Genomic DNA, 24,856 nt, shown 5'->3' on the forward strand with positions numbered 1-24,856 from the left:
CGTCACGCTGTCGCGGGCCAGAACTGCACCAGATAGTGCTCGATACCCTCCGGCACCCCGGCCTCCGCCGCCCGACGCACCTCGGCCCGGCCCTCGCAGTACACCCGCACCCACCAGCTGCCGCCGGTGTCGGACAGCCTCAAGCAGGTGTCCATCGGCCCACCCGTGACAGCCCATATCGCGAGCTCACCCGAGGCGCAGCGGAACTGCGCTTCCGCCCGCTCCTCCCATTCCCCGCGACCATCCGCAGCCGGAGGCTCAGCGTCCCAGACCTCAGCGGACAGGGTGGCGGTGTGCGTGTGGCCGGCACTCTCGATGTCGAGCCGCGCCTCCCGAGCGGTCAGAAAAGCACGGCCGGCCTCCCGGCCCTCCGGATACCCGACCGGCACCTGAGTGTCATCGACGTCCTGCAGGGCGAAGCCGTAGAAGTCGACCTCCACGTCCAGCTCCTGCTGCCGGACCAACTCGGCCATCTCGCCTCCCAAGCGCGTCACCCTGTCGAGAGAGTGTTCCATTTGCGAGGGTGTGCGGGTTAAGGTCGCACTCTGCGGATCTTGTACGGAGGTGCCGGCATGGACGACAGTACGACCCCGCGCCGGGGCCGACCCCCGGGCCGGCGGGCCGGCGAGGGAGAGCTGACGGACCGCCAGGCGGCCATCGTCCGCTACATCACACAGACGGTCGCCGAGCGGGGCTACCCGCCGTCGATGAGAGAGATCGGCCAAGCCGTCCATCTCGCCAGCAGTTCCTCGGTCGCCCACCAACTGCTGGCCTTGGAACGCAAGGGCGTCCTCTACCGCGACCCGCACACCGCCCGCGCCTACCAAGTGCGCCCCCCATGGGCACCCGCCGACGACGAGAGCACAACGGACGTCGGCGCCGTCGAGGTACCGCTCGTCGGTCGGATCGCCGCCGGCGCCCCACTGCTCGCCAACGAGATCATCGAGGACGTGTACGCCCTGCCCCGCCAGATCACCGGCGGCCACAGCGACGTCTTCGCCCTCACCGTCTCCGGCGACTCCATGATCGACGCGGCGATCTGCGACGGAGACATCGTCACCGTCCAGCGCACGGACAGCGCCGATCACGGCGACATCGTCGCCGCGCTCCTGGACGACGAGGCCACCGTCAAGGTGCTGCGCCGACAGGACGGGCAAGTGTGGCTGATGCCGCGCAACCCCGCCTACGAGCCCATCCCGGGCGACGCCGCCCGTATTCTCGGCAAGGTCGTCGGCGTCCTGCGCGTGCTGTGAACCGAGGGAGCCGGCATGGCTCCGACCTCCCCGCCGTGTGCCGCTGCCGTCGCAGGAGCTCCACCCGGGCGAGGTCATGATGAAGGGCACGCCCGCCGGCGGCGTCGGCACACCGGACGTCATCGCGCACGCGGTGGTCTGGCCGGCCAGCGGCGGGGCGGCCTTTGTGTACGGAACGGTGGTGGACATCGACGGCGGCAGGACCGGCGTCGCCGTCGTCGCGTCCTGGACCTGCTCCGCGCTCGTCACGTCACCGGCACGTTGCGGGGCGGGCGCGCCGTCCGGCACGCCCGCCGGCTGCTGCGATCGCGCCCGTCAGTTGAGTGTGCAGACCGGGTTGCCGGGCAGGCCGGAGGAGTCTCCGGTGGCGTTGAAGCCGAACGTCGTCCGGCCCGAGGGCGGGACGGTGCTGTTGTAGTCGACGTTCGAGGCTGCGACCGAGGAACCCGACTGCGTCAGCTTGGTGCTCCAGGCGGTCGTCACCTTCTGGCTGCCGGGCCAGGTCCACCCGACCTGCCATCCCTTGCTGGTGGAGGTGCCGGTGTTGGTGAGCGTCACCTCGGCGGTGAAGCCGCCGGGCCAGGAGTTGACCAGCTTGGTGGTGGCGGTGCAGCCGGAGTCGGTTCCGCCCCCTCCGCCGCCCGTCGAGCTCTGGGTGGTCGCCGAAACGCTGTTCGATGCGGCTGATGTGTTCCCCGAGCTGTCGTGGGCGTTGACCGTGTAGGTGTACGACGTCGAGGCGGACAGACCGCTGTCGGTGAAGGACGTGCCGGTGGTGTTGCCCACCAGTTGCCCGTCGCGGTGGACGTCGTAACCGGTGGCGCCGGACGAGGCGCTCCAGGACAGCGAGACGCTGCCGGCAGTGGTGGCGGTCACCGCGAGGTTCGTCGGCGCGTCCAGTGACCCGCCTCCGCCGTCGCTCGTGGTGTAACTGACACTGGTGTACGGCTGGTTACAACCGGAAGCGCAGGAGCGCGGTATGGCGAAGCTGTACGTCCGCCCGCCTTGCACGAGCTTGCCGTCCGCGTCACGGACCCGGATGGTGTAGCTCGATCCGCCCGAGGAGTTCGGGCCGATCGTGTACTGCTGTCCCAGGTCGCTGACCATACCGGCCGACACCCACGCACTGCCGTCGTAGAACTCCACACCGTGGATGCCGTTGGGCAGGTGCGTGACGTCGATGGTGGGCCACCACGTCGCCGCGTTCTGGACGAAGCCGATCGAGATGTCGCCGGAGTAGCCGGGTGCGGGGATGAACGACCAGGAGACGTGCCGGTTGTTCCAGCGGTCGGGGTACATGTCCGCCACCGGCCTGCCGCCGAGTTGGAAACTGTTCAGTGACTGTGTGGCCAGGTCCAGGTGGTACGGGTCGTCCCGGCACCACGCGTTGGTATCGCCGCAGCTGTCGGCGACCAGCATGTCCAGGGTCGCGCCGTTGTACTTGTCCGACGTCCAGTTCCCGTTGCGGCAGAACGCCTGGCCGGCCGCGCCGTCGTTGGTGCCGGTGCAGTAGTCACCGATCGTCACCCGGACCCAGCGGCCACAGTTGTGGCCGTTGTCGAACAATCCCATGCTGTCGGCGTCGCCGGCCGGGATCGGACGCGGGGTGGGCTGCCCGGCGTAGTGACCCGGTGTGTTCCACACGTTGAGCGCGACGAAGTTCCGTGACTCCAGATCGGCCTGCGGGACTCCGCACCCGCCGTACGGGGATCCGAGGCCGTCGAAGTGGGTGGCGTTGCCGGTGTAGCCCGATGGGTCCGCAAGGGCCGCTCCGCCGGCCGGTGCGGCGGACGGCGTCGCGGCGGCGGACGGTGACGACACGCCGTACAGCAATGACGAGGCGAGCAGCAGTACGCCGAACACCGCCAGGACGAGTAATCGCCGGCCGGTGCGTCGTGCGAGAGGGGTGGTGATCACAGTGACCTCCCTGGTGCCGGACCCGATGACCGGCACGTCGACTGGCCCGGCCTCGCGGTCCCCGCGCACCACCGGTCGGGTTCATGCCAATAATGCGACCGGAGCCGCGCCTGGTCACGCCCGCGCTGGAATGTCGTCACAGGGATTTACGGCTGCGCCGGTAAGCGCTATACCCGATAGGTGGGAGCGCTCCCAGCGTCGCGCTCCGGTCGGCCCCCGCACCCTGGTGCGCCGACTGCGGGAGCCTGCCACGCACGGTCGCACCACCCGCTGACGGGCCGCTCTCGGCCCTGCCCGGACGTCATCGATCCGACGGCTGACGGTGCCTGGCCGGCGCTTGCCCGGTGCCTGTCGTCCCCGCAGCGGTCGGATGACCCCAAGGAGACCCCCCACATGAAGATCACACGCACCAGGCGACACACATCGCCGATCCCTGGCCCTCGGTTAGTGAGCCTGCTGGGAGCGGTACTGCTCGCCTTCGCCCTGAGCTGGTTGCCCTCGCCCGCGTCGGCCCACGGCGTGGCCATGGTGCCGGGCTCGCGCACCTACCTGTGCTACCAGGACCTGGTCGCCCACAGCAGCACCCAGATGCCCGCCAACCCGGCCTGCGCCGACGCCGTCAGGGCGACCGGCACCACACCGCTGTACAACTGGTTCGCGGTCCTGGAGTCCAACGGCGGCGGGCGCACCAAGGGCTTCATCCCGGACGGGGAGATCTGCAGCGGCGGCCACACCGGCCCGTTCAACTTCTCCTCGTACAACGCGGCCCGCGCCGACTGGCCCAAGACGCACCTGACCGCGGGCTCGACCGTCCAGGTGCAGTACAGCAACTGGGCAGCCCACCCGGGCACGTTCAACGTGTACATCACCAAGGACGGCTGGTCCCCGACCAAGCTCCTGGCCTGGGACGACCTCACGCTCATCAAGTCCGTCACCAACCCGCCGCAGTCCGGCCGTGCCGGCTCGGAGGGAGGCCACTACTACTGGGACCTCACGCTGCCGAGCGGCAAGACCGGCCAGCACGAACTGTTCATCCACTGGATCCGCTCGGACAGCCAGGAGAACTTCTACTCCTGCTCCGACATCGTCTTCGACGGCGGCCACGGCGAGGTGACGTACTGATCACCGCATGACGCGGCGTTCCGGACCCGCCGGGCAACCTCCCGGCGGGTTGCCCACCGTCCGGCGTGCGGGCTCCCTGCGAGGAGACTTGGCTACGCCGACGGGGAAGCGAGGTTCACGGCTGCGCGTACTCCCGCCGCGTACTCGTCCGGGCACTCCCACGCTGCGAAGTGCCCGCCGATCGCGTATTCCGTCCAGGATCGGACATCGAAGAAGCGGCAGGCGAACTCACGCGGGGCGTTGACGAGGTCTTTGTGAAAGATCGTGAAGGCTGTGGGCACGTCAATGCGACCCACGGGTTTCGGACCGCTCTCCGCGTACGGAGTGAAGGACGTGCCGATTGCACCGCTGACCCAGTACGCGGTGATCCAGGTGAGCAACTGGTCCCGGGCGAAGACGGCCTCGACGTCACCGTCACAGTCGGTCCAAGTCCGTAGCTTCTCCACAAGCCACGCGGCGAGTCCGGCGGGAGAGTCTCCGAGGCCGACGGCCAGCGTGTGCGGCTTGGTCGACTGCTCGTGCATGTAGCCGCCCTCGGTCGCCTGCCATCGACGGCCGTAACTGGCGTAGGCACGCTCCGCTTCGGAGAGATCCTCCGGTGGATCGATGAGGAAGTGGTACTGCGAGACATCGGTCAGGTGCAGGGCCATGACCCGTTCGGGATGTGACGCGGCAATTGCTTCGGCGACGTCGCAGCCCACGTCTCCGGCGGAGATGACGTATCGGTCGTAGCCGAGTTCAGCCATCGCCTCGGAGATGGCTTCGGCCATCGCTGGTGCCGACATCCCCTTTTGCACGATGGGTGCGGCGAAGGGAAAGCCGGGCAGCGCGGGGACAACCAGATGCAGGTCCGACAGCAGCGGGAGAACCTTGTCGAATCGCAGGGTGGAGTCGGGCCAGCCGTGAAGCAACAGAACGGTGACCGCTTCAGGATGTGCTGAGCGCAGATGAATGCTGCGCAGGGGCGTGCCGCCGTTTCCTGTGAGGACCCACGGCAGGCTTCGGATCCTTGCCTCATGTTTTTGCCAGTCGTAGGAATCTGCCCAGTAACGGACCAGTTCCGAGAGGTAGTCGGCGTCTGTCCCGCGTTCCCAGCCGGTACCGCGGGGGAGGTCCAGGCGTCGGTAGGCCCGAAGCCTCGAGCGCAGGTCGTCGAGAACTCCCAATTCGACGGCGGGGGGAGCGTGTTCAGAGCCGGCCATTGGTGAGGTTCCTTTGCTGCGGAGCTTCCCGCGTCCGGGGTGTCCCTAGTGCACTGCCACCAAGGAGTGCCCTCAAACGCGGGGCTCGGGCTATGGTCCACCTCGTACGATTCGGGGTCCTCGGTCGTGCGAATGAAATGCTTGCCGGCAAGGTCGCGTCCGGTCAGTTGAGAGGTCACCCAGGGTGGTCGACACCACGGTCGCGGGCGTGTTCATCATCCGGGTGACGCATCGAGCAGGCTGAAATTCTGGAGCGGTGAGGCGTGGGCGGCTCGTATGATCGCGGGCGGGATGGGGCTCGTAGCGCAGTGGTGGTCGCGCCTTCACCTCATGTGGGAGGACACCGGTTCGAATCCGGTCGGCCCCATCCCGCCTCGGCAACGGAGGCTGGAGAGCAGACCCCGAGCACGGCAATGAGGTGGGCGGCGGTGGTCCGTCTTCCTCTGTCTGGGGTGGGGGAGACTGCGATTGAGCGAGATGGAGATCGCGGGGCAGGATTGGAGGGTCTTCAAAGTTGAGCGGTGCGGAGGTGTCCGCGGGCTCGGCGGGTGGTGACGGAGCGTGTGCGTAGGCGTAGGTCCTCTGCGTTGCGGAAGCCGAAGGCGTTGCGGGCGACGAGCTTGATCGCGCGGTTGATGCCCTCGCTCTTGGCGTTGCTGTGGCCGGTGTCGAGGAACACGGCGATCTCCGACCACCACCGGACCACGGTCACGGCCAGCCGGACGACCTCGGGGATATCCGAGTCCGCGCACCAGGTGAGGAACTTCCGTCGGGCATGGCCGACTTGGTGCCGGTCGGCGCCGGTGCTGGCCAGGGCGAGGAGATTGCGCAGGCTCTCCTTCGCGATCCACGCGGTCAGCAGCGTCTGCCCGATCTGCCCCTCGTCCAGCAGCGGGTTCCACATCCTCGCGAACTGCTCATCGGTGAGGTCCTCGCGTTGCGGAGGAGACGTCGTCTGGCCTTCCAATCCGGGTAACTGGCCTGTCCGCGTCGGCCGCGGGTCTCGGCGGTGGTGCGGCGCCTGACCATGGACGGCATTTATGTTGGCGAGCTGGACGACGTGGAAGTGGTCGACCACGACGATGGCATCGGGCAGGCCGGTGCGGATCGCGGCGCGGTAAGTGGCCGCCATGTCGATGGCGACGTGGGTGATGTTCTTGCGCCAGGTCCGCGGTGTGGTGGACAGCCAGGCCAGGACGTCGGCGCCGGTGCGGCCCTCGACCTGGCCGAGCAGCCCGCGTGGCCGGCCGCGTCGACGAACCCGGTGTGCCACCGATCCCGGGTCAGGCGCCACTTGCCGCTGTCGGGGTCCTGCTCCACTTCGTCCTGCCCCGCCGGGTCTCGTCGACGCCCAGCACCTTCACCTCGGGCAGCGGGACGTCGACGACCTCGCGCGCCGATGTACGGAAGGCCCTCATCACCGTCGGCCAGGACAGGTGCAGGTCGCGAGCGGCCCGGATGACAGTGGAGCCGGCATCGCGCACCCGGCGCCCGGCTGCCTGGCGCAGCCGGGTGGTGATCCGCGCCCCGGCCGGTATCTGGACGACGCTCTCGGTAAACGACTTCCTCGGGCACATCGGCTCGCGGCATCACCAGCGGCGCTTGTGCCACAACAGCACCAGCCCGCGCTCCCCGTAGGGAAGACCCCGAGGACGGGTCCGGGTCGTGCCCTTCGCCTTCCGGGCGAAGGCGCCGCACTCCGGGCAGGCACGAGCCGCTTCCTCCGCCGTGGCCGGATGCACCCGGCGGGTGCCGTCCTCAAGCCGCTCGACCCGTATGACGGACACCCCGTCGAGGTCGAGCAGCAACGTCGCTTCGTTGGGCAAGCCCGTGGATCCTGCTTGATCTCTCCCCGGAGAACAGAAATGATCACGCGCTCGATGGCGAGGCAGCAGCGGCGCGGGGCTGTCGTTGCGGCGGACCGGCTCTGGCCCTCGGGTCACTGGCGCTTCGCAGGGCAGTGTGCTCAGACGTTACGACGTAGGCCCGGATCAGGCGGTGGTCATGCGGCCGCGTCGACGAGGGCTTGGAGCAGGCGCTGGGGGTCTTCGGCGATGCGGTTGCAGACGTAGAGCCACCATTCCGTGCCGAAGACGATGTACTCCCGGGTGGGGTGGCCGCGCTCGGCCATGGCTTGGAGGCGGTCGGACCCGAGGCCGAGGAGGGTCTCGAACTCCCAAGGATCGGAATCGGTGCCCTTCCCTCCGAGGTGCTGGTCAACGCGGTTGATCAGATCCCAGTCGTGGGTGGCGAAGGAGCACAGATGGCCCGAGTCGGCCAACTGTTGCGCATACGCAAGATAGGCGGCGGTCAGGGCCGGGGCCTCGCGCCGGTGGGCGATGGCCTCAGGTTCGAGGAAGGCGCCCTTGACCAGGCGGATGCGGCCGGGACGCGAAAGCAGCTCCGGCAGGTCGTCTGCGGTGCGATACAGGCGTGCCTGGACGGTGATGCCCACATGGTCGAACCGCTCGCGCAGCTTGCGGTGCAGGGCAAGAACCTCGTCGGTCCGGTCGGAGCCTTCAGCCGAGATCACCATCTCCCGCCCGGTGTCGGCGGTGGCCTGGGCGATGCGGGAGGCGTTGGCAAGGGCAAGCTCCGCATCGACGGCGAGGCCGATGTGGGACAGGTCGAGGGAGATCGAGCACCCGGGTGGCAGCAGACGGGCCGCGGAGAGGAACGTGTCGGTCTCTTCCGTGGCTCGCTGCGGGTCGCGGCAGCTCTCGCCCATGTACTCCACGTTCACGCGGTGGCCGGCGGCCAGGACCTGCTGCGCCCGATCCAGAGCGTCGGGCAGGGTTTCACCGGCCACGTACCGCTGCGCAACTTTGCGGGCCAGAGGGCCGAGGACCGGGTCGCCTGGGACGCGCCACTTCAGCTCCTCGTCGAGTGCGAGCCCACGCAGGACTTGGGCAGCCTGTGACGAGAGGGCAGCGTTGGTGGCGGGGGTCTGCGTGGTCATGTGCTGTGCCTAGCTGTTCGCGGGATGGATGAACGCCTGCGAGCCTTCCAGACCGGCGCTCCCACCTGAGAGTGGCAGAAATGCCAGGTAAGCTGAAATTCCTGCCACCGTCGTAAGAAGGGATCGGGAACCTGTGCTTCACGACGTCGCCGTCCTTGCCCTCCAGGGTGCCCACGCGTTCGAGCTGGGCGTGTTCTGCGAGGTCTTCGGGATCGATCGCAGCGACGACGCGCTGCCCGCGTACGACTTCGCTCTTGTCTCGGCCACCGGCGACAGCGTGCCGACCCGCCACGGCTTCGAGGTGCGGGCCCGGCACGGGCTGGAGCGGCTGGCCTCGGCGGACCTCATCTGCGTCCCGGCCTACGACCTCAATGTGCGCCAGCCGGACCACCTGACCGAGGAACTGCGGGCTGCTGTGAAGCGTGGCGCTCGGGTCCTGAGCATCTGCACCGGGGCCTTCCTCCTGGGCGAGGCCGGGCTGCTCGACGAGCGACGCTGTACCACGCACTGGCGCTACACCGACGAACTCGCTCGCCGCCACCCGCGTGCCCGGGTCGAGTCGGACGTGCTCTACGTCGACGAGGACCCGGTCATCACCGGCGCCGGCACCGCCGCTGGCGTCGACACCTGCCTCCACCTCATCCGCAAGGAGCACGGCAGCGACGTCGCCAACGCAATCGCCCGCCGCATGGTCACACCCCCGCACCGCGACGGCGGCCAGCACCAGTACCGCCAACGCCCCCTGCCCCGGGAGGGGACCGGGTCCCTCGCCCCTGTCCTGGCCTGGGTGGAAGCCCACCTCGACCAGGACCTGACCGTCGAGGCAATGGCCTACCGTGCCCACATCTCCCCGCGGACCTTCGCCCGACGCTTCCGGCAGGAGACCGGGACCACGCCGTTGCAATGGTTGACCGGACAGAGGGTCCTGCTCGCGCAGCACCACCTGGAGACCACGGACGACCCAGTAACCGCGATCGCCCACCGCACGGGCTTCGGTACCGTCGACAACCTCCGCCACCACTTCGCCCGACACCTCGGCACGACGCCCCAGGCATACCGGCGGGCGTTCAGAGCCCTGCCCACCAGCCGACGATCCGCGCCCCTCACAGCTTCACAACGGCCGCGCAGTACTGACTGATCGCTGTCCGGTCTTTAGAACGGAACCAGGTCGGCAAGCCCGTCATCACCGTGACTGCACGTCGGTGGCCCAGACGCTGGGCACCGCTCAAGATCGAAGACCCGGATTGGAAGGGCATGCTGTGCGCGTGCGGTGCGGTAACTCTGCAGAGCACGTTGCCCACGATTTGCCGCATCTTGCGGGCGGCGGGGCGAGGTCCAGCCACGTCAGTTTGAGGAACACGTCTGGTCTCCGACGGGCCTTTGGGCACCGGCTCCTGCAGTGACGTCGGTTGCCCTCGCGGCCCTCGCGGACGGTGTGGCACCCCCAGCTCGCGAGTGGTTCCTCTGCCTCCTCCAGTGCCTGGTGGCGGGCGAGGGATCGGATTGGGATTCCGCTCGACGAGGGCTCGATCTGCCGAAAGAGTGCCGAGATCTGGCCGGCAGGGGGCTCTGGCTGCTGTACGAGGAGGTGATGTCGGGTCGGTCGATGGCAGCGTGCGGCACCGCTTTCGAGATTCTCACGGTGGTGGAGCCCGACAGGGGTCGTCTGCAACGTGTTCGGGACGGCCGAGTGGTTGCCCGTGTGCTGCCGGAGTGGCCTGTGCGATGACGAGTTTGAGGAAACCTGAGACGTTAGGCCGCTTCAGCGAGCACGTCCATGCGTCGTCTGCTGTCGCCGCGGCAGCGGGATTTCTGAGATCGAGGCCAGTACGCAGAGACCCGAAGTCATGATCGATGGGCGCCGAGCGGGCAGCACCGAACCGTGGCCCCGTGATCGCTGCGGGAAGCGGCTCCGGGTAGCGTCACCAGGCAACCGCGCCGAAGGAGAGCAGCCTCTCGTGGACCTGGGCATCGTTGGGCAGGCCGCCGGCTTGTTCGCTGTCACCAACATCGACGACATCGTGGTCCTGGCGCTGTTCTTTGCACAGGGTGCTGAGCAACCCGGCTCCGTCCGCCGCATTGTTCTGGGGCAGTACCTGGGCTTCGCCGCGATCCTCGCTGTGGCGGTGGCCGCCACCTTCGGCGCAACCTTCCTGCCCGAGGCCGCCGTTCCTTACCTCGGGCTTCTGCCGCTCGTCCTGGGCCTGAAGGCCGCCTGGCAGACATGGAAGGACCACCGCGGCGGCAGTGAGGACGAGGGGGAGCAGGCTGGCGAGGCTGGGCCGAGCCCGCTGGAGGTCGCAGCTGTCACCTTCGCCAACGGCGGAGACAACATCGGCGTTTACGTGCCCGTTTTCGCCACTGCCGGTGTCGGCGCCATGAGCGTGTACGCCGTGGTGTTCCTCGTGCTTGTGGCCGCGTGGTGCTTTGCGGGCAGGTTCCTCGCCACGCGGCCCGTGATCGCACAGGCTCTCGCCCGCTGGGGCCACATCCTGCTGCCGCTCGTCCTGGTCACCATCGGCCTGCTCATCCTCATCGAGGGCGATGCCTTCGGGCTTTGACCCGGGCTGCGCGCCGTCTACGGCACGGGGACTCGTGGGGAATACCTGCGGCACGCGCTTCTTGCCAAGCCCGTCTTGCGCGGCTCCGCGGAGACATCAGCGCTCCGGTGGTGTGGATGCCGTGGCCAGCTGTCGCAGCAGCCGTTCGACGAGCCGTTCCTTTGCGAGGGTGAGGTGGCGCCGGTAGGTGCCGTAGGGGACGCCGAGGCGTCGGGCGGCGGCCCTGTGGGTGCGGCAGGCCGTGATGTAGGTGGTGGTGAGCGCCTCGTGGGCTTTGACGCCCGCGGGGTCTGTCTGGATCGCGTCGAGGGCGGTGGTGATGGCGCCGCGCAGGTCAGCGACCGAGTCGCGTGAGCCGTGCGGCACAAGAGGGGAGTGCAGCAGGACGCTGGTGGGGAATTCGCGGGGGGTGTGCCAGGTGCGCAGCGCCTCGAGCACGCCTTCCGCGAACACCGCATGTGACCTTCGGCCGTCCGGGCCACTCGTGGTGGCAGGTGCGGGCCACGTCGTGACGCCGGCGTCCTGCGCTACGAGGACGTGGAGCAGCCCGTCCCCGGCGCCGGGGAGGTCCGCATCCGTGTCGCCGCGACCTCGTTCAACTCCGTCGACGGCAACATCCGCGGCGGCTTCATGCAGGGCCCCATCCCGGTGGTGCTGCCGCACACTCCCGGCCTCGATGTCGCAGGCACGGTCGATGCGCTGGGCGAGGGCGTGAACGGACTCGAGGTCGGCGACGACGTCGTCGGCTTCCTGCCGATGGACAAGCCCGGCGCCGCCGCGCAGTACGTCCTCGCGCCGGCCGAGCCCCTCGCGGCGGCGCCCAAGACCGTCTCCCTGGCCGACGCCGCAGCGCTGCCCGTGGTCGGTCTCACCGCGTACCAGGCGCTGTTCGACCACGGCAAGCGACAGCGCCAGAGGCGGCATGGCGGCGGCACTGACCATCTTGGCCCGCGAACGCGGCGGCCCGAACATCGCCCGTCAGATTCTGCTCATGCCGATGCTCGACGACCGTACCCCCGCCCCCGACCCTCACATCGCGCCCTACCTCGTGTGGTCCTACGACGACAGCCGCACCGCCTGGCCCGCTCTGCTCGGCGATTCCGCCGGCGGGCCGGACGTCCCGCCCACCGCCGCCCCGGCCCGCCTGAAGGACGCCACCGGCCTACGGGCCGCCTACATCGAGGTCGGCCAACTGGACGTCTTCCGCGGCGAGGACACCGCCTACGCCACGAAGCACAGCGGTGCCGGAGTGCCGGTCGAGTTCCACCTGCACCGCGGCGCCCCGCACGAGTTCGACTCCATCGGCTTCACCTCCGACGTCGCCCGGCGCGCCATCGCCGACCGCGTCCGGGTCCTGAAGTCGCTCTGAACCGCGACCGGCCACTCACAGCACGGCGCATCCCGGAGAAAGTGAACCTGACGGCGGCAGCGACGTGCATGGGCGAGACGTCAACTGACTTTCGTCGCACTGGAATTGGAGAGCGGATCGCGCTGAGGTCATGACGAGGCCGAGGGGAGGCAACCTCTCTCGCCGCACTGCGTCCTACGCAGTGCTACGTACGGAAATTTCTTCCAGGCTGTGTGAATGCCCACCATTGGCAAGGACGGTACGTGATGCTGGACCCCTCTTTCTGCGTAGACGTTCCCCGCAGGCTTCGACGACTCGGAGGCTGAGACCGGGGTGCACGCGATGGCGAGGAAACTGTTCCTTGGCGCGAGTGCCGCTCAGGTCTTCTCGAAGGCGCACGCCTGGGTGAGCGGGCAGGACATCCGCATCGCGGACGTCTCGTGGGACTTCCTTGACGGCGAGGATGAACCCCACTGTCTGGCCGTGTATTTCACGTTCGAACCCCAGTCTGCCTCAGGCTGACCACGAGGGGCCCGAACAGCCTGGGGCCGAAGGAAGATGGGGGTCGAGGTTGGTCGATCCCGGCTCCGACGGTACCTGACCGGTTGCCGAACCACTGGGCGGAGGTGGGTTTCCTCGTCGGTCAGGCGATCGACACCAACATGTACGTCTCGGCGAACGCGAGCACGATCCCGACGATCAGGAACAGTCCTTGGACGACGGCGGTGACCGGCATGCGCAGACTCGCGTGGACGAACGTCGAGACTGCGAGCGCGGCGGGAACCACCCAGGCGAGGGCGAGCCCCGAGAACGAGAATCCGGGATGAGGTCGTTGAGTTCCGGGCTGGGCGTCGCCCATGGTCGCCGCCATACCGCCCAGGGTCAAGATCAGACCGATGCCGGCCAGCGCGAGGGCGTCGGCCAGTGCCAGCAGCAGTGCGACCACGATGTCCGTCAGCCGGGAGGGCCGGGCCGGTTCGGCGGAGGTCTTGTCCCTGCCGTATCTCCGGCGATTGCCGATCTTCTTCCGAATTCCATCGAATCGGGTCACTGCTCGACTACATCACGGAGCGTGCCATTCCGGCATTGCCGGTACGTAACGAACCGGGCCCTGAATGGGCTCGTATCGGTATCCGGCTGATATGGCCTCATAGTGCCCGAGTCCCTGGCGGGCCGCCTGTGAGAGCGGTGTGGAGACGGTATAGTTCGGCCGTCAACTGTCGCCGTGGACGGGTCAGTTGCTTTTCCCTGCCGTCATTGTGAGTTCTGCCGCCGCACAGTAAATTGCCGCACTTTGCTTTCTCGCGCGGGCGACCGCCGCCATTCTCCGCCCCCTGAACTTCTCACCGAAAGCCTCTTGTTCGTGGCCATCACTGTGCACGGGGACCGGCCTGCCGGTCGGCATGCCGCCGTTCCGCCCGGCAGTCACTTTCGGCGAGTCTACGCACCACGCGCGAGTGATGCGCTGGCGTTTTCCATGTCGACGTACGCGATGCCGCTTCTGGTCCTGACCATCACCAGTTCCGCCTCTTTGACGGGTCTGGCGTTCGCGTTGGAATGGACGCCGCGGATCGCGGCGTTCGTGCTGGCCGGGAATGTGGTGGACCGGCGCGGTGCGGCCATCGTGTGTTTTATGTCGTCCCTCGCCCGGTCCGTGGTGGTGGCGGCGTCCGCGGTCGCCCTGACGATGCTTCCACGGGGCACGACTGAGACGGTCGTCATCCTTGTACTGGCGGCCGTGACCGGAACCCTCTCCCAGTTCGGGTTCGTCGCCAACGAGGCCGTCGGCGCGGTTGTCACCCGGCGCGGGGAAACCCGGCCGCACGGGACACAGGCGGTCCTCGTCGGCATCGACCAGACGGCCACGGTCATCGGTCCGCTGCTCGCAGGCTTCCTGCTGTTGTCCGGCCCCGGGTGGATGCTCGCATGCCTGAGCGCGGTCTCTCTGTTCGCCGCCGTACTCGGTCTGCAGACCCCGCCGACCCCGCTGCGTGCCGCGTCCGGGGAGGGGGCGGGAAAGGGCGGCGGGCTGCGGGCGGGCCTGCGCACGTTGCTGCGCCTGCCCGCGCTGGGCTGGCTTGTGGGCGGCCTGACCTGTTCGAACCTCGCGCTCGGGCTGCTGCAGTCAGCGAGCCCGGTCATTGTCGTGGAGACCTTCGGCCGCTCCTCGGCCAGCGTCGGCACCATGTGGTCCGCCGCCGCGGTGGCGACCCTGCTGGCGATCACCTGCTGCCGTCTGGTGTTGCGCCGACTCGACCTGTGGGCGGTGGGCGTCGTGTCCGCAACGCTCGCCTCCGCGGCCTGTCTTGGCCTGCCGCTGGCGCCGTCGTACGTCTCCTACACGGTCCTGGTCGCCCTCTTCATGGCGGGCGACGGTGGGCTCACGGTCGTGTTGCGAACCGTGCGCTCGCTGATCATCCCGTCGACGGCACTCGGTGCCACGCTCTCGCTGACCATGCTGATCCTGCTGCTACCCTTCCCCGCGGCCGGCATCCTCGTCGCGCTCACCCCGCCCGCGCACCTGGGCCGCGTGCTGCTGGTCTGCGCCGTCCTCCAGGCTGTCGCTCTGATCGTCACCTTCATCAGACTCCGCCGTGCGCCGGCCCTGCGCCTGGTCGTCGACGGGGGATGAACACCACGCGCAGCAAGGCACAGGCGTTTCCGGCGCCAGAACTGCTGGGTTGTCCGCCGATGGAACCTGGTGCCCCGTCGGCCTGATCGTGCTCGCGGTCCCCGCGGCGCCTCACCTGATCCGAGGGGGCCGCGCCCCGCTTCCGGTCAGCGCAACCGGGCTCCGGCGGCGGCCAGTCGGGCGTGCCAGTCGCGCATCCGTGCCGCCGCGCCACCGTTGAGCAACTGGTCCACCGCGCCTCCGGCCGCCGCCGCTCCCGATGATCCGGGGCCGGCGTCCTCCAGAGCCCGCTGCTGATCGGCGCTGGGCGCGGGGGACAGGGAGGCGCCCCTCCCGACAAGGGCGTAGCGCTGTCCTTCGACGGTGAGCACGAGGGTGCCGAGCCGGGTGGGGCGACCGGTGACCGCGCTGGGGTCGGCCTGCAGAACGGTGGCGAGGGAGCGGTCCCGCACCTGCAGGCCGTCTGGACGCAGGGTGACCAGCACGGGCTCACAGCGGGCGCCGTTCCACACGCTGCGCCGCCAGTACACGATCCCCGAGTGTCCGGTGTCTGTGCTCATACCACAGATCATGGCATGAACACGGCGCCCCCGGTCGCCGGCCGGCACATGGCTGGAGCGCACCGAGCGTCCGCCGCGGCAGTGGCGGAAGACCCGGGCTCTAGCAGGCCCCAGGCGGCCGGCAGCAGCCAGAGCAGTGCCAGCGCGGTCAGTCCCGGGAACGTGAGCACGCGCGCGGTGCGGCTCTCCCCGAGGGAGAGGTGGATGCGGCGGGCCTCGGCGCGGCGGAGGTCTTGGCGTCGAACCGGGTGCGCGACCACACCGCTTTGGCGGAGTCGTCCTTGCTGGCCCGGGGGCGCCGCCGCATCGCCGTCATCGGCGGCGCGCTGCGCGGCAGGCAGGGCACCGACCGGCAGCGCACCGACGGCCACCGCGCGGCCCTGACCGCCGCCGGCGTGCCCTTCGACCCCGGCCTGATGGTACCGGTGAACGCCTTCCACTGGCAGGACGGCGCGGACGCGGCGACACGGCTGATGCAGACCGCCACCCCGCCGGACGCACTGCTGTGCCTGAACGACAACCTGGCCCTGGGCGCCCTGCGCGCGCTGTACGAGACGGGCTGCGGGTGCCCGGCGAGGTGGACGTGGTCGGCTTCGACGACATCGAGGCCTCGCGCTACAGCGTGCCCAGCCTGACCTCCGTCGCTCCCGACAAACGCGAGATCGCCCGGGCCGCGGTGTCCTTGCTCCTGGAGCGCATCGACAGCCCCGACCCGTCCGCTCCCTGCCGGGATGAAGTGATCGGCCACCGGATCATGGTCCGGGAGAGCAGCGGCGGCTGAACGGCGCCTGGGTGTCACGGGGTTCGTAACTGGACCTACCGGGTGTCCGCCTCTCGAGACCGCAGCCATGGTGCGCCGCTGTCCGGGCCGCACGCTCCTTGCAGCACTGGCCGGTTGCGCCGCGAGGCTGCCACTCAGGCGATAGCAGCGAAGGGGCGCAGGTCACCCGCCTGCACCGCTCTCGGTGCTGTTGATGGTCGGCTCTTCGATCGAGAGAACTCGTCGGGCGAGGGATGCGCGCGTTCCGCCGGGCCGAGCCACTCGGATTGAGAAGCCGCGGCGCTGAATCCGATGATCCTCACTTGTTGGACTTCAGAATCGTGCACGAGCATGGTTGACGCATGACCCACGTCGCACATCCCGACCGCTACGACGGCACCATCCGCTACCGGCGGACCGGCCGCTCCGGTCTCCACCTCCCGCTGCTCTCTCTGGGGTACTGGCACAACTTCGGGGACGACCGTCCCTTCGAGACCCAGCGCGAGATCGCGCTGCGCGCCTTCGACCTCGGAATCACCCACCACGATCTGGCGAACAACTACGGTCCGCCCTACGGCTCGGCGGAGATCAACTTCGGCCGGCTGATGAAGCAGGACCTTGCGCCGTACCGCGACGAGATGGTGATCTCCACCAAAGCCGGCTGGGACATGTGGCCCGGGCCGTACGGTCAGGGCGGCGGCTCACGCAAGTACATGCTCGCCTCGCTCGACCAGTCCCTGACTCGCATGGGCCTGGACCATGTCGACATCTTCTACTCCCACCGCCTCGACGCCGGCACGCCGCTGGAGGAGACGATGGGCGCGCTCGACACCGCGGTGCGCCAGGGCAAGGCGCTCTACGTCGGCATCTCCTCCTACGACCCCGAGCGCACCCGTCAGGCGGCCGCCATCCTGCGGGACCTCGGCACGCCGCTGCTGATCCACCAGCCCTCGTACAGCATGCTCAACCGTTGGATCGAGACCGACGGGCTGTTGGACGTCGCCCAGGAGGAGGGCTTCGGCGTCATCGGCTTCACCGCCCTCGCCCAGGGGATGCTGACGGGCCGCTACCTCGACGGCGTCCCGGAGGGCTCGCGGGCCGCGGCCGGCACGTCCTTCGACGCGGCGTGGCTGACGGACGAGATGCGGGGCAGGCTGCGTGCGCTGAACGACATCGCCGCCCGGCGCGGGCAAACGCTGGCCCAGATGGCGCTGGCGTGGGCGCTGCGGGACGAGCGGGTCACCTCGCTGGTCATCGGCGCCTCCCGTACGGAGCAACTGGAGCAGAACGTCGCCGCGCTGGAGAACCTGGAGTTCACCGCCGAGGAACTGGCCGAGATCGACAAGTACGCCACCGACGGCGACGTCGACCTGTGGCGGGACGCCCGGCAGGGCAACATCGGCTGACACGGCAGCCGCCCCGACTCCGCGCCGGGCCCGCGGTTCACCGTCGGGTATGGCAGGCCAGGAAGGGCACTGGGTCGATGGGGCGCAAGCGGTCGAGGTGCTGCGGCAGTTGGTCGGGGTGTCTGACGAAGGTGCGGAGGGCGAGCGGTTCCCCACACGACACAACTGCCGTCATTGAGGCAGCCCTTCGAGGTGGCGGAGCCAGGTGTAGTTGACGGGCTGGGCAGCATTCCACTCTTGTTGAAGACCCGGATCAACGGGCACGAACCCGGCACCCGTATAGCACCGGAGCGCCCTGTCGTTCTCCGGATGCACCCGCATGAAGACGTCATCGAAGCCTGCCTCGACAGCCCGCGCAAGCAGACCTCGAACGAGTTCACGGCCCACTCCTTCGCCCCGGACCTCGGGATCCACGATGAGCCGTGCCAGCTCGACCTCGTCTTCCTCGGCGTCGAACCACAACTCCCCATAGGCAAGGAGTCTCTCGCCCTCGACAAGCACGTGCGCTTCCACATCGTCGCCCTGCTGCCACCCGGAGATCGTCTCTTCCGGCATGGGGAACTCGCTTCCCCCGCACCACATGACGACTTCCGTCAAAGATGTCGGCCAACCGGCAACGGAGGCAGCGTGCACAGGGGCAAAGCGGCGCAGGTCCATTAACGTCCATCCGTCCTGGGCTGGTCTGATCGGATGGGCACCGGTCATCCGTTCCGGGGCCCGCGGCAGCTGACGCTACGTGGGGTGCTCCAGGCGATCCACCGCATTTGATAGTTGGCGTTCCGGCTGGCCGCATGATGGTCAGCCACTTCCGGAGGAATGCCTGAGGCCGACGCCCTCAGCCGTGTTGGACTCGCCCGTTCTCCGCCGGCCGAGGCCATGGCTCACCCGTTCCGGCTCTCCCTTCTTCGGGGCGGAACGTCATGTCCATGCTGTTAGTCTCCTTGGACACGCGCGTGGGGGGAGCGGCCGGGGGGCCGCAGGGGATGCCAGGGCGTTGCCGTACCTCCTGCACATGCCTGCCCTGCTTTCTGGAGGAACGGTGGCCCAGCTCCACCCTCGTCGGCACAGACCCGGCATCGGCTCACGCTCGGCACGACGGACCGCAGCCGCCCTCATGGCGGCGCTGACCGTCGGCTTCCCGCTCGGGTACACGCACGCTGTGGCGGCGCCGGCCGTGCCCGCAGTCTCCGCCCAGGGCCTGGTCCTGCCGGCCGCCGCGCGGGCAGTTCCCCGGTTCACCCGGATTCTCAACGCCGGGACCAGCGGATTCCTGTGGGCTCAGGAGAGCGACGACCGGTTCCTGTGGACGGACTACGCCACCGGTACCACCACAGCGATCGAACAGCACATGCCGGCCCCGCTCCAGTACAACATCGACGACGGCTCGACCCTGGGGGACCTCTCCTTCCAAGTCGGCTACTACGGAGACGGATCGGACACTGTCGCCCTCTACTCGGAGGAGGACGATCAGGTCACGCTGATCCAGGGCGCCGGCACCTCGGGCGGCAGCGTCGTCGTCCCCGTGCCCGAGCCCTACTCGTACCAGGGCACTTTCGGCGCCACCGTCCTCACCAGCACGAGCGGCGAAGGCGGCAACCCGGAGGCCTATCAGCTCCGGCGCTTCGTAAGCGGCCAGGTCCAGGAGACGCCGGTGACGGGGCTTCCCTCCGGCGTCGGCGACATCCGCGTCGAGGACGGTGACGCTCGGTCGGTCATCCTGCGCTACCAGACGGACGACGGTACGCGCTGGAGCATCGTCGACCTCACCACGGGCGCATCCAGCCCCCTGCCCGACCGCCCCAGCCCCCAGGAGGGCTGGGAGGTGACCGGCTTCAGGCTGAGCCCCGGCTCGGTGCTGCGGCTGCGCCCGGGACGCGGCAAGGCGGACGTGCTCGACCGCGCCGACCTGGCCGCGCCGCCCCGAACCCTGGAAACGAGCTCACTGTCGTACGAGGCCACCTACGGCGTCGTCGGCTCGGCACTGCTGGGTGTCGAGCCGATGGCGCCGGGCGACAACAAGTACCGGGGCCAGCCCCTGGTCGCCCTCGCCTCCGACGGGTCGGACACCGCCTCGACCACCGTCATGGATCCGGCCGCCCACCAGCTCGTGCAAGCGCCGGACGGTTCCGTCCTGGTGGCGGGTGCCGCGCACCCCGTCGAGCAGGGGGACCTCGACTGGGGCGTGTACCGGGTCGCGCAGGGCGCCGACGGGTCGGTCACCCGCAGCCGCCTGACCGCCGTGCAGCCGATGCCCGCGCAGATCCACGGCCTCTCCCTGGGCAGCGGCATCCTCAGCACGGCTGACAACAGCACGCTCTACGAGCCCGGCACCGTCCTCGGCGCCTACCGCAGCACCTGGCTCACCACGAGCGGCACCCCGAGCCCCACCCGTAGCACCGTGGACGGCCTGGTCAGCGGCTGGGACGGCCCCTGCGACCAGATCATGCCCCGCTGCATCCGCATGTTCGCCGACGGCGCCGGCCACCACGGCCGCCGCGAGGCCACCGAGTCCGGCCTGACCATGCTCCGCTCCAACGGCGTGGCCGGCTGGGGTCCGACCCTCGACACCGGCGACGACTCCCCGCGGCTCGCGGACCTCTCCGGGCGGTACGCCGTCGTCAACGGCGCCTCCTCCGGCCAGCAGTACATCGGCGAGTTCGCCGCCGCAGGAGCGGGCAAGGTCCTGATCAAGCGCGACCGCGTCGCCGCCGCCGTGTGGGGGAACACCCTGTGGAGCGGCGCGGCCGGCGGAGGCAAGGTCACCGCCACTCGCCTGCCTGCGGGGACCGCAGCGGAGTCCTTCACCACCCGCAACGGCTGCACTCCCTCCGGCCTCCAGGCCGTGGACCGCTTCGTGTACTGGGTCTGCGAGGACGCCTCGGGGGACGTGCACGGCGCGGGCCTGTACGACCGCGCCACCAAGCGCACCTCCACCGCCCCGGACGGCAGGGTCCTGCTCGGTGACGGATACCTGGTCGAGCGCGTTTCCGGCACTCAGTCGGCCAGCGGGCTGACACTGATCGACCTGCACAACGGACTGCCCGCCTCCGGCAGTCACACCGACCTGCCGAGCCGCAAACTCGCCGACTGGACCGACATCGGCCCGAAGAACACCGAGGCCGGAACCAGTTGGACCGTGGACCGCTTCGGCGGCGGCGTCGCCTACGCCGACCGCGACCAGCGCGTGCACGTCGTACCGGCCGGTGTTCCCACGTCCCCGCTCACGGCCGTCGACGCCATGGTCGTCGCAGGATCCGCGAACTGGTCCGGCTCCTGGTGGCTGTCAAAGCCCGCGGCGGACTGGAAGGTGACGATCCGCCAGAAGGCGTCCGGCACCGCCGTTCGCACGCTGTCCGGTGCCGAGGCCCGTGGTCTGCTGACGGTTGACTGGGACGGCAAGGACAGCGCCGGCCGCCCGGTCACCAACGGCACCTATACCTGGACCCTCACCGCCAAGGCCGCCGACGGCCAGGGCGCTGCGCTCACCCTTTCCGCAGACGTCAAGGTGACGGCCGGGGCGGCGGCACCGCGCGACTACGTCGGCAGCGACGGAGTCGGTGACGTCCTCACCCTCAGCTCCTCCGGCACCGTCACCATCCACCGCGGCACCGGTACGGGCACGCTGGGCGGCACGGTTTCCGGATCCGGGTGGCCGGCCACCGCCCAGTTCGTGCCGTTCGGCGACCTCGACGGCGACCACTGCAACGACGTGCTGGTCCGTACCGGCGGCGCCCTGCGGGCCTACCGCCCGGCCTGTGGCAAAGCCGCGACGCCCACCACGCCATACACGTCACTCGGCACCTCGGGCTGGAATGCGTACGACGTTCTGACCTCCCCCGGCGACGTCAACGGCGACGGCCGTCCCGACCTGATCGGCCGCCAGTCCTCGACCGCAGACGTCTACCTCTTCAAGGGTCTGGCCAACGGGAAGCTCTCATCCCGCGCGAAGATCGCCTCCCACTGGACCGGATACAAGAAGATCCTCGGCGGCGGTGACCTCAATGGCGACGGCCGCGGTGACCTCCTCGTCCAGGACAAGTCGAACGTGCTGTGGCGGTATGAGGCGAACACCACGAGCACGGGCGGCTTCAAGGCCCGGGTCAAGGTGTTCAGCGACTGGGGTTCCTCCTACAACGCGGTCATCGGCGTCGGCGACATCACCGGCGACGGCCGCGCGGACCTCGTGGCCCGGGACACCACCGGCACCGTATGGCGCTACAACGGCAACGGCAGGGGCTCCTTCGGCAGCCGCACAAAGATCACCACGGGCTGGAAGGACTACAAGGCCGTCATCTGACGACAACCGGGCCCGCCCGGCATCCTCCGGGGTGCCGGGCGACGCCGTGATCGAAGTCCCCCCGCCAGCGGACCGAGACCCGCACCACCACCCAGACCACCGCCCTCGGCGAAGCCGAAGTCGTGACCCCGGCCGCACTGGCGTGGTGAGCCAGCTGGTGGTTGCTCAGACCTGCTGCTCGAATTCCAGGGCTTCGTACCGCCGCTGTGCGATGTCCTCGCGGGTGCCGACGATCAGGGTCTGGGTGTAGACGTTGAGGTCGATCGACTGGCCGTGTATCTGCGCCAGGAGAACGAGGTCGCCCTCGTCCGGTGCCAACTGCCAAGGGCTGGAGAAGCCGCCCAGTTGGACGGAAACTCCATGGGAGGCACCGCCCGCCGCCGCTTCCCGCACGGCGTCCTCGAAATCGTCCAGGATGTCGTCCCGGTCCGCGCCGCCATCCAGGAACGCGCTGGTCGCGGGGGTATCGCGCCAATCGGGTGAGACGGTCAGTCCCGGCACCGGATACAGAACATCCGGCTGGTAGACCCTGACCTGCGCCGGCTCGCCGTCGAGTTCGTACGTCGCCGGGCGTTCCGTGGTCCGTGCGTCGGCGGGGACGTGGAGCACCACGGACGACTCCGGCTCGTACTCGATCTCGGGAAGAACAACAGGCTTCCGTCGTGCGGGAGTTCGATGTCCAGGGCTTCCCGGGGGACTGCCGCGCAGTCCACGGTCAGCACCAGAGGGTCGCGTCCGTCGGGCCAGTCGACGCCGTCCGGCAGGCAGGGGAGGCCTCCCGTGCGCGCGGCGGGCCGGGCCTCTTCCTGCTGGGCGGGCGTCAGGTCCCGGAAGGGGACCAGGTGAAGGCACGGTCGGGAGCCGGTGAGCAGCTCCTGCGCGACGGGCCCGGGGACGCCATGCTTCTCGGCCGCTCGGTAGACGAGCTCTTCCACGATCGAAGTAGTCATGACCGCGATCATGCCAGGGCCCACTGACACCGACTGCCGCCCAATTGCCGCTCAGTTGGGGGTAGTTACTACAGTTCCGGAGCCTATGGCTCTTCGTCTCCGCCGGTTGGGGCGCGGTGGGACTGGCGAGTTCCGCGGTCGGCGGCGGGAGGGGTGCGCGGGCGTAGGCGCTCGCCCTGCGGGCCGAACATGATCAGGTACTCGACCGGGCCGCCGGGACTGGCGTTCGTGACGCCGTGCAGGGTACGGGTGTCGAACTCGGCGGTGTCCCCGGCCCTCAGGATGAGGTCGTGGTCGCCGAGGGCGAGCCACAGTCTCCCGTACAGGACGCACAGCCACTCGTAGCCGTCATGGGAGACCTGACGGGGGCGCGCCGGCGGATCTTCGAGGGCGGGCAGGACGTGCTTGTGGGCGTGCAGGCCGCCGACGTAACGGGTCAACGGCAGCACTGCCTTGTCATCGCCGAAGCTCAGCGGCGCCGCGGCGCGCGGCTTGGCCGCGGGGGCGGGTGCGGGCGCTGTGCCGGTCAGTTCGTCCAGGCCGACGCCGTACTCCTTCGAAAGCTGAAGCAGCACCTCCAGGGTGGGCTGGCGACGACCGGTCTCGATCCGGGACAGCGTACTGGTCGAGATGCCGGTCGCACAGCTGACAGCGGCGAGCGTCGCGCCGTGGTGCTCGCGCGCGGCCCGCAACCGGGGCCCCATTGCGGCGATCGTGCCTTCCACGTCATCGACTGCCATCTTTCCCGGCCCTTCCTGCCGTGCCATTCAACCCCCTGTGTCCTGCGAGTTCGCCAGATTGGCAAGGCTGGTCGCGGCGGGCGGACACCGCGCCGCATGATCGATGGGTAGCCGCATCAGCCGCATCAGCCGCGAACCGAGGAGAAGCCCATGCCGTCCGAGCCGAGTGCTGAGCCGCGCCACCGCACCGTCGAGGGCCCGGCCGGGCGCGTGCACCTGGTCGAGCAGGGTGCCGGCCCGCTGGTCCTCCTCGTGCACGGCTTCCCGGAGTCCTGGTACTCCTGGCGCCGCCAACTCCCGGCCCTTGCCGCGACCGGCCATCGGGCGGTGGCGATCGACGTGCGCGGCTACGGCCGCTCGTCCAAACCGGAGGCGACGGAGGCCTACCGGATGCTCGACCTGGTCGAGGACAACGTCGCCGTGGTGCGCGCCCTGGGTGAGGAGAGCGCGGTGGTCGTCGGCCACGACTGGGGCTCCAACATCGCCGCCACCTCGGCCCTGCTCCACCCCGAGGTCTTCCGCGCCGTCGGCCTGCTGAGCGTCCCCTACGCGCCTCCAGGCGGCCCCCGCCCCACCGACATCTTCGGCCAGGTCGGCGGCCCAGGGCAGGAGTTCTACGTCTCCTACTTCCAAGAGCCCGGCCGCGCCGAGGCGGAGGTCGAGCCCGACGTCCGGGGTTGGCTCGCGGGCTTCTACGCAGCCCTGTCCGCCGACACCATGCCCGCCCAGGACGAGCCCGACCCGCACTTCGTCGCCCGCGGCGGCCGGTTGCGCGACCGCTTTCCCACGGGGGTCCTCCCGGCCTGGTTGAGCGAGGACGACCTCGACGTCTACGCCGGGGAGTTCGAGCGGACGGGGATCACCGGTGCTCTCAACCGGTACCGCAACATGGACCGGGACTGGGAGGACCTTACCCCGTATCGCGGAGCCCCGATCAAGCAGCCGTCCCTGTTCATCGGCGGCGCCCTGGACGCCTCCACCACCTGGATGTCCGATGCCATCGACGCCTACCCCACCACCCTCCCCGGCCTGTCAGGCTCACACCTCTTGGACGGCTGCGGCCACTGGATCCAGCAAGAGCGCCCCGAGGAGGTCAATCGCCTGCTGACCGACTGGCTCGCCACGCTTCAGGTCTGAACAGGCTCGCCC

Annotated in this window: 21 protein-coding genes, 1 tRNA gene and 4 pseudogenes; 14 read left to right on the plus strand and 12 right to left on the minus strand. The window is 69.4% G+C overall.

What is annotated here, in order from left to right; translation table 11 throughout:
- Nucleotides 1–2: 2 nt before the first annotated feature.
- Nucleotides 3–473: a hypothetical protein gene (locus FBY22_RS16805; RefSeq protein ID WP_142146434.1), complete on the minus strand. Its 471-nt coding sequence runs from the start codon at nt 471–473 to the stop codon at nt 3–5.
- 99 nt (nt 474–572) lie between these two features.
- On the opposite strand from FBY22_RS16805, the gene lexA reads away from it, so the two are divergent.
- Together lexA and FBY22_RS44935 are read left to right on the plus strand one after the other, a co-directional pair.
- On the plus strand, nt 573–1,253 hold the full coding sequence (gene lexA, locus FBY22_RS16810; protein WP_142146436.1) for a transcriptional repressor LexA: 681 nt from the start codon (nt 573–575) through the stop codon (nt 1,251–1,253).
- A 55-nt stretch (nt 1,254–1,308) separates the two neighbouring features.
- Nucleotides 1,309–1,479, plus strand: a pseudogene (locus tag FBY22_RS44935) (short-chain dehydrogenase); the annotation flags it as partial.
- An 89-nt stretch (nt 1,480–1,568) separates the two neighbouring features.
- On the opposite strand, the gene FBY22_RS16820 reads toward FBY22_RS44935, so the two are convergent.
- Nucleotides 1,569–3,170, minus strand: coding sequence for a cellulose binding domain-containing protein (locus FBY22_RS16820; RefSeq protein WP_260844882.1), 1,602 nt, complete (start codon nt 3,168–3,170; stop codon nt 1,569–1,571).
- Nucleotides 3,171–3,695: 525 nt separating this feature from the next.
- On the opposite strand from FBY22_RS16820, the pseudogene FBY22_RS16825 reads away from it, so the two are divergent.
- Nucleotides 3,696–4,286: pseudogene (locus FBY22_RS16825) on the plus strand (lytic polysaccharide monooxygenase); the annotation flags it as partial.
- 98 nt (nt 4,287–4,384) lie between these two features.
- On the opposite strand, the gene FBY22_RS16830 reads toward FBY22_RS16825, so the two are convergent.
- Nucleotides 4,385–5,494, minus strand: coding sequence for an epoxide hydrolase family protein (locus tag FBY22_RS16830; RefSeq protein ID WP_142146440.1), 1,110 nt, complete (start codon nt 5,492–5,494; stop codon nt 4,385–4,387).
- 293 nt (nt 5,495–5,787) lie between these two features.
- On the opposite strand from FBY22_RS16830, the gene FBY22_RS16835 reads away from it, so the two are divergent.
- Nucleotides 5,788–5,861 (plus strand) — tRNA-Met (locus tag FBY22_RS16835).
- Nucleotides 5,862–6,002: 141 nt separating this feature from the next.
- Here FBY22_RS16835 and FBY22_RS44500 read toward each other — a convergent pair.
- The 4 genes from FBY22_RS44500 to FBY22_RS16845 all read right to left on the minus strand — a co-directional run bounded on the left by FBY22_RS44500 (nt 6,003) and on the right by FBY22_RS16845 (nt 8,453).
- On the minus strand, nt 6,003–6,767 hold the full coding sequence (locus FBY22_RS44500; protein WP_222127767.1) for a transposase: 765 nt from the start codon (nt 6,765–6,767) through the stop codon (nt 6,003–6,005).
- Between the two features lie 10 nt (nt 6,768–6,777).
- The gene (locus FBY22_RS44505; RefSeq protein WP_222127768.1) at nt 6,778–7,071 is read right to left on the minus strand and encodes a helix-turn-helix domain-containing protein; all 294 of its coding nucleotides are present in this window, start codon (nt 7,069–7,071) and stop codon (nt 6,778–6,780) included.
- Between the two features lie 12 nt (nt 7,072–7,083).
- Complete coding sequence (locus FBY22_RS44510) at nt 7,084–7,320, minus strand: transposase family protein (RefSeq protein WP_222127769.1); 237 nt, start codon at nt 7,318–7,320, stop codon at nt 7,084–7,086.
- A gap of 176 nt (nt 7,321–7,496) precedes the next feature.
- Nucleotides 7,497–8,453: a proline dehydrogenase family protein gene (locus FBY22_RS16845; protein WP_142146442.1), complete on the minus strand. Its 957-nt coding sequence runs from the start codon at nt 8,451–8,453 to the stop codon at nt 7,497–7,499.
- A gap of 133 nt (nt 8,454–8,586) precedes the next feature.
- Between FBY22_RS16845 and FBY22_RS16850 the strand changes: the two genes are divergently transcribed.
- The 5 genes and pseudogenes from FBY22_RS16850 to FBY22_RS16875 all read left to right on the plus strand — a co-directional run bounded on the left by FBY22_RS16850 (nt 8,587) and on the right by FBY22_RS16875 (nt 12,884).
- Nucleotides 8,587–9,591, plus strand: a complete 1,005-nt coding sequence (locus tag FBY22_RS16850; protein WP_142146444.1) for a GlxA family transcriptional regulator — start codon at nt 8,587–8,589, stop codon at nt 9,589–9,591.
- Nucleotides 9,592–10,411: 820 nt separating this feature from the next.
- A complete protein-coding gene (locus FBY22_RS16855) occupies nt 10,412–11,014 on the plus strand; it encodes a cadmium resistance transporter (RefSeq protein WP_142146445.1) in 603 nt (200 codons plus the stop codon).
- Between the two features lie 537 nt (nt 11,015–11,551).
- Nucleotides 11,552–11,776: pseudogene (locus FBY22_RS44940) on the plus strand (alcohol dehydrogenase catalytic domain-containing protein); the annotation flags it as partial.
- Nucleotides 11,777–11,936: 160 nt separating this feature from the next.
- On the plus strand, nt 11,937–12,383 hold the full coding sequence (locus FBY22_RS16870) for an alpha/beta hydrolase fold domain-containing protein (protein ID WP_222127770.1): 447 nt from the start codon (nt 11,937–11,939) through the stop codon (nt 12,381–12,383).
- A gap of 321 nt (nt 12,384–12,704) precedes the next feature.
- On the plus strand, nt 12,705–12,884 hold the full coding sequence (locus FBY22_RS16875) for a hypothetical protein (RefSeq protein WP_260844883.1): 180 nt from the start codon (nt 12,705–12,707) through the stop codon (nt 12,882–12,884).
- 121 nt (nt 12,885–13,005) lie between these two features.
- Here FBY22_RS16875 and FBY22_RS16880 read toward each other — a convergent pair whose 3' ends face one another.
- On the minus strand, nt 13,006–13,413 hold the full coding sequence (locus FBY22_RS16880) for a hypothetical protein (RefSeq protein ID WP_142146447.1): 408 nt from the start codon (nt 13,411–13,413) through the stop codon (nt 13,006–13,008).
- A 312-nt stretch (nt 13,414–13,725) separates the two neighbouring features.
- Here FBY22_RS16880 and FBY22_RS16885 point away from each other — a divergent pair, with 312 nt between their 5' ends.
- Nucleotides 13,726–14,994 carry an MFS transporter gene (locus FBY22_RS16885; protein WP_142146448.1) on the plus strand — a complete coding sequence of 423 codons (1,269 nt, stop codon included), beginning with the start codon at nt 13,726–13,728 and terminating at the stop codon, nt 14,992–14,994.
- A 146-nt stretch (nt 14,995–15,140) separates the two neighbouring features.
- On the opposite strand, the gene FBY22_RS16890 is transcribed toward FBY22_RS16885, so the two are convergent.
- On the minus strand, nt 15,141–15,554 hold the full coding sequence (locus tag FBY22_RS16890; RefSeq protein WP_142146450.1) for a hypothetical protein: 414 nt from the start codon (nt 15,552–15,554) through the stop codon (nt 15,141–15,143).
- A 248-nt stretch (nt 15,555–15,802) separates the two neighbouring features.
- Here FBY22_RS16890 and FBY22_RS16895 point away from each other — a divergent pair.
- Both FBY22_RS16895 and mgrA read left to right on the plus strand, forming a co-directional pair.
- A pseudogene (locus FBY22_RS16895) lies at nt 15,803–16,335 on the plus strand (LacI family DNA-binding transcriptional regulator).
- Between the two features lie 341 nt (nt 16,336–16,676).
- Nucleotides 16,677–17,720 (plus strand): L-glyceraldehyde 3-phosphate reductase, encoded by a 1,044-nt coding sequence (gene mgrA / locus FBY22_RS16900; protein ID WP_142146452.1) that lies wholly within the window; start codon nt 16,677–16,679, stop codon nt 17,718–17,720.
- Nucleotides 17,721–17,891: 171 nt separating this feature from the next.
- Here the strand turns inward: mgrA and FBY22_RS16905 are convergent, their stop codons facing one another.
- Nucleotides 17,892–18,425: a GNAT family N-acetyltransferase gene (locus FBY22_RS16905; protein WP_313905417.1), complete on the minus strand. Its 534-nt coding sequence runs from the start codon at nt 18,423–18,425 to the stop codon at nt 17,892–17,894.
- Nucleotides 18,426–18,759: 334 nt separating this feature from the next.
- Between FBY22_RS16905 and FBY22_RS16910 the strand changes: the two genes are divergently transcribed.
- The gene (locus FBY22_RS16910) at nt 18,760–22,017 is read left to right on the plus strand and encodes an FG-GAP-like repeat-containing protein (RefSeq protein WP_260844886.1); all 3,258 of its coding nucleotides are present in this window, start codon (nt 18,760–18,762) and stop codon (nt 22,015–22,017) included.
- Nucleotides 22,018–22,182: 165 nt separating this feature from the next.
- Here FBY22_RS16910 and FBY22_RS44950 read toward each other — a convergent pair whose 3' ends face one another.
- Nucleotides 22,183–22,629, minus strand: coding sequence for a hypothetical protein (locus FBY22_RS44950; protein WP_260845004.1), 447 nt, complete (start codon nt 22,627–22,629; stop codon nt 22,183–22,185).
- A 421-nt stretch (nt 22,630–23,050) separates the two neighbouring features.
- A complete protein-coding gene (locus tag FBY22_RS16920; protein ID WP_142146458.1) occupies nt 23,051–23,707 on the minus strand; it encodes a helix-turn-helix domain-containing protein in 657 nt (218 codons plus the stop codon).
- A 150-nt stretch (nt 23,708–23,857) separates the two neighbouring features.
- On the opposite strand from FBY22_RS16920, the gene FBY22_RS16925 reads away from it, so the two are divergent.
- Nucleotides 23,858–24,844: an alpha/beta fold hydrolase gene (locus tag FBY22_RS16925; protein WP_142146460.1), complete on the plus strand. Its 987-nt coding sequence runs from the start codon at nt 23,858–23,860 to the stop codon at nt 24,842–24,844.
- Nucleotides 24,845–24,856: the final 12 nt, after the last annotated feature.

Source organism: Streptomyces sp. SLBN-31 (assembly GCF_006715395.1).
GTDB lineage: Bacteria > Actinomycetota > Actinomycetes > Streptomycetales > Streptomycetaceae > Streptomyces.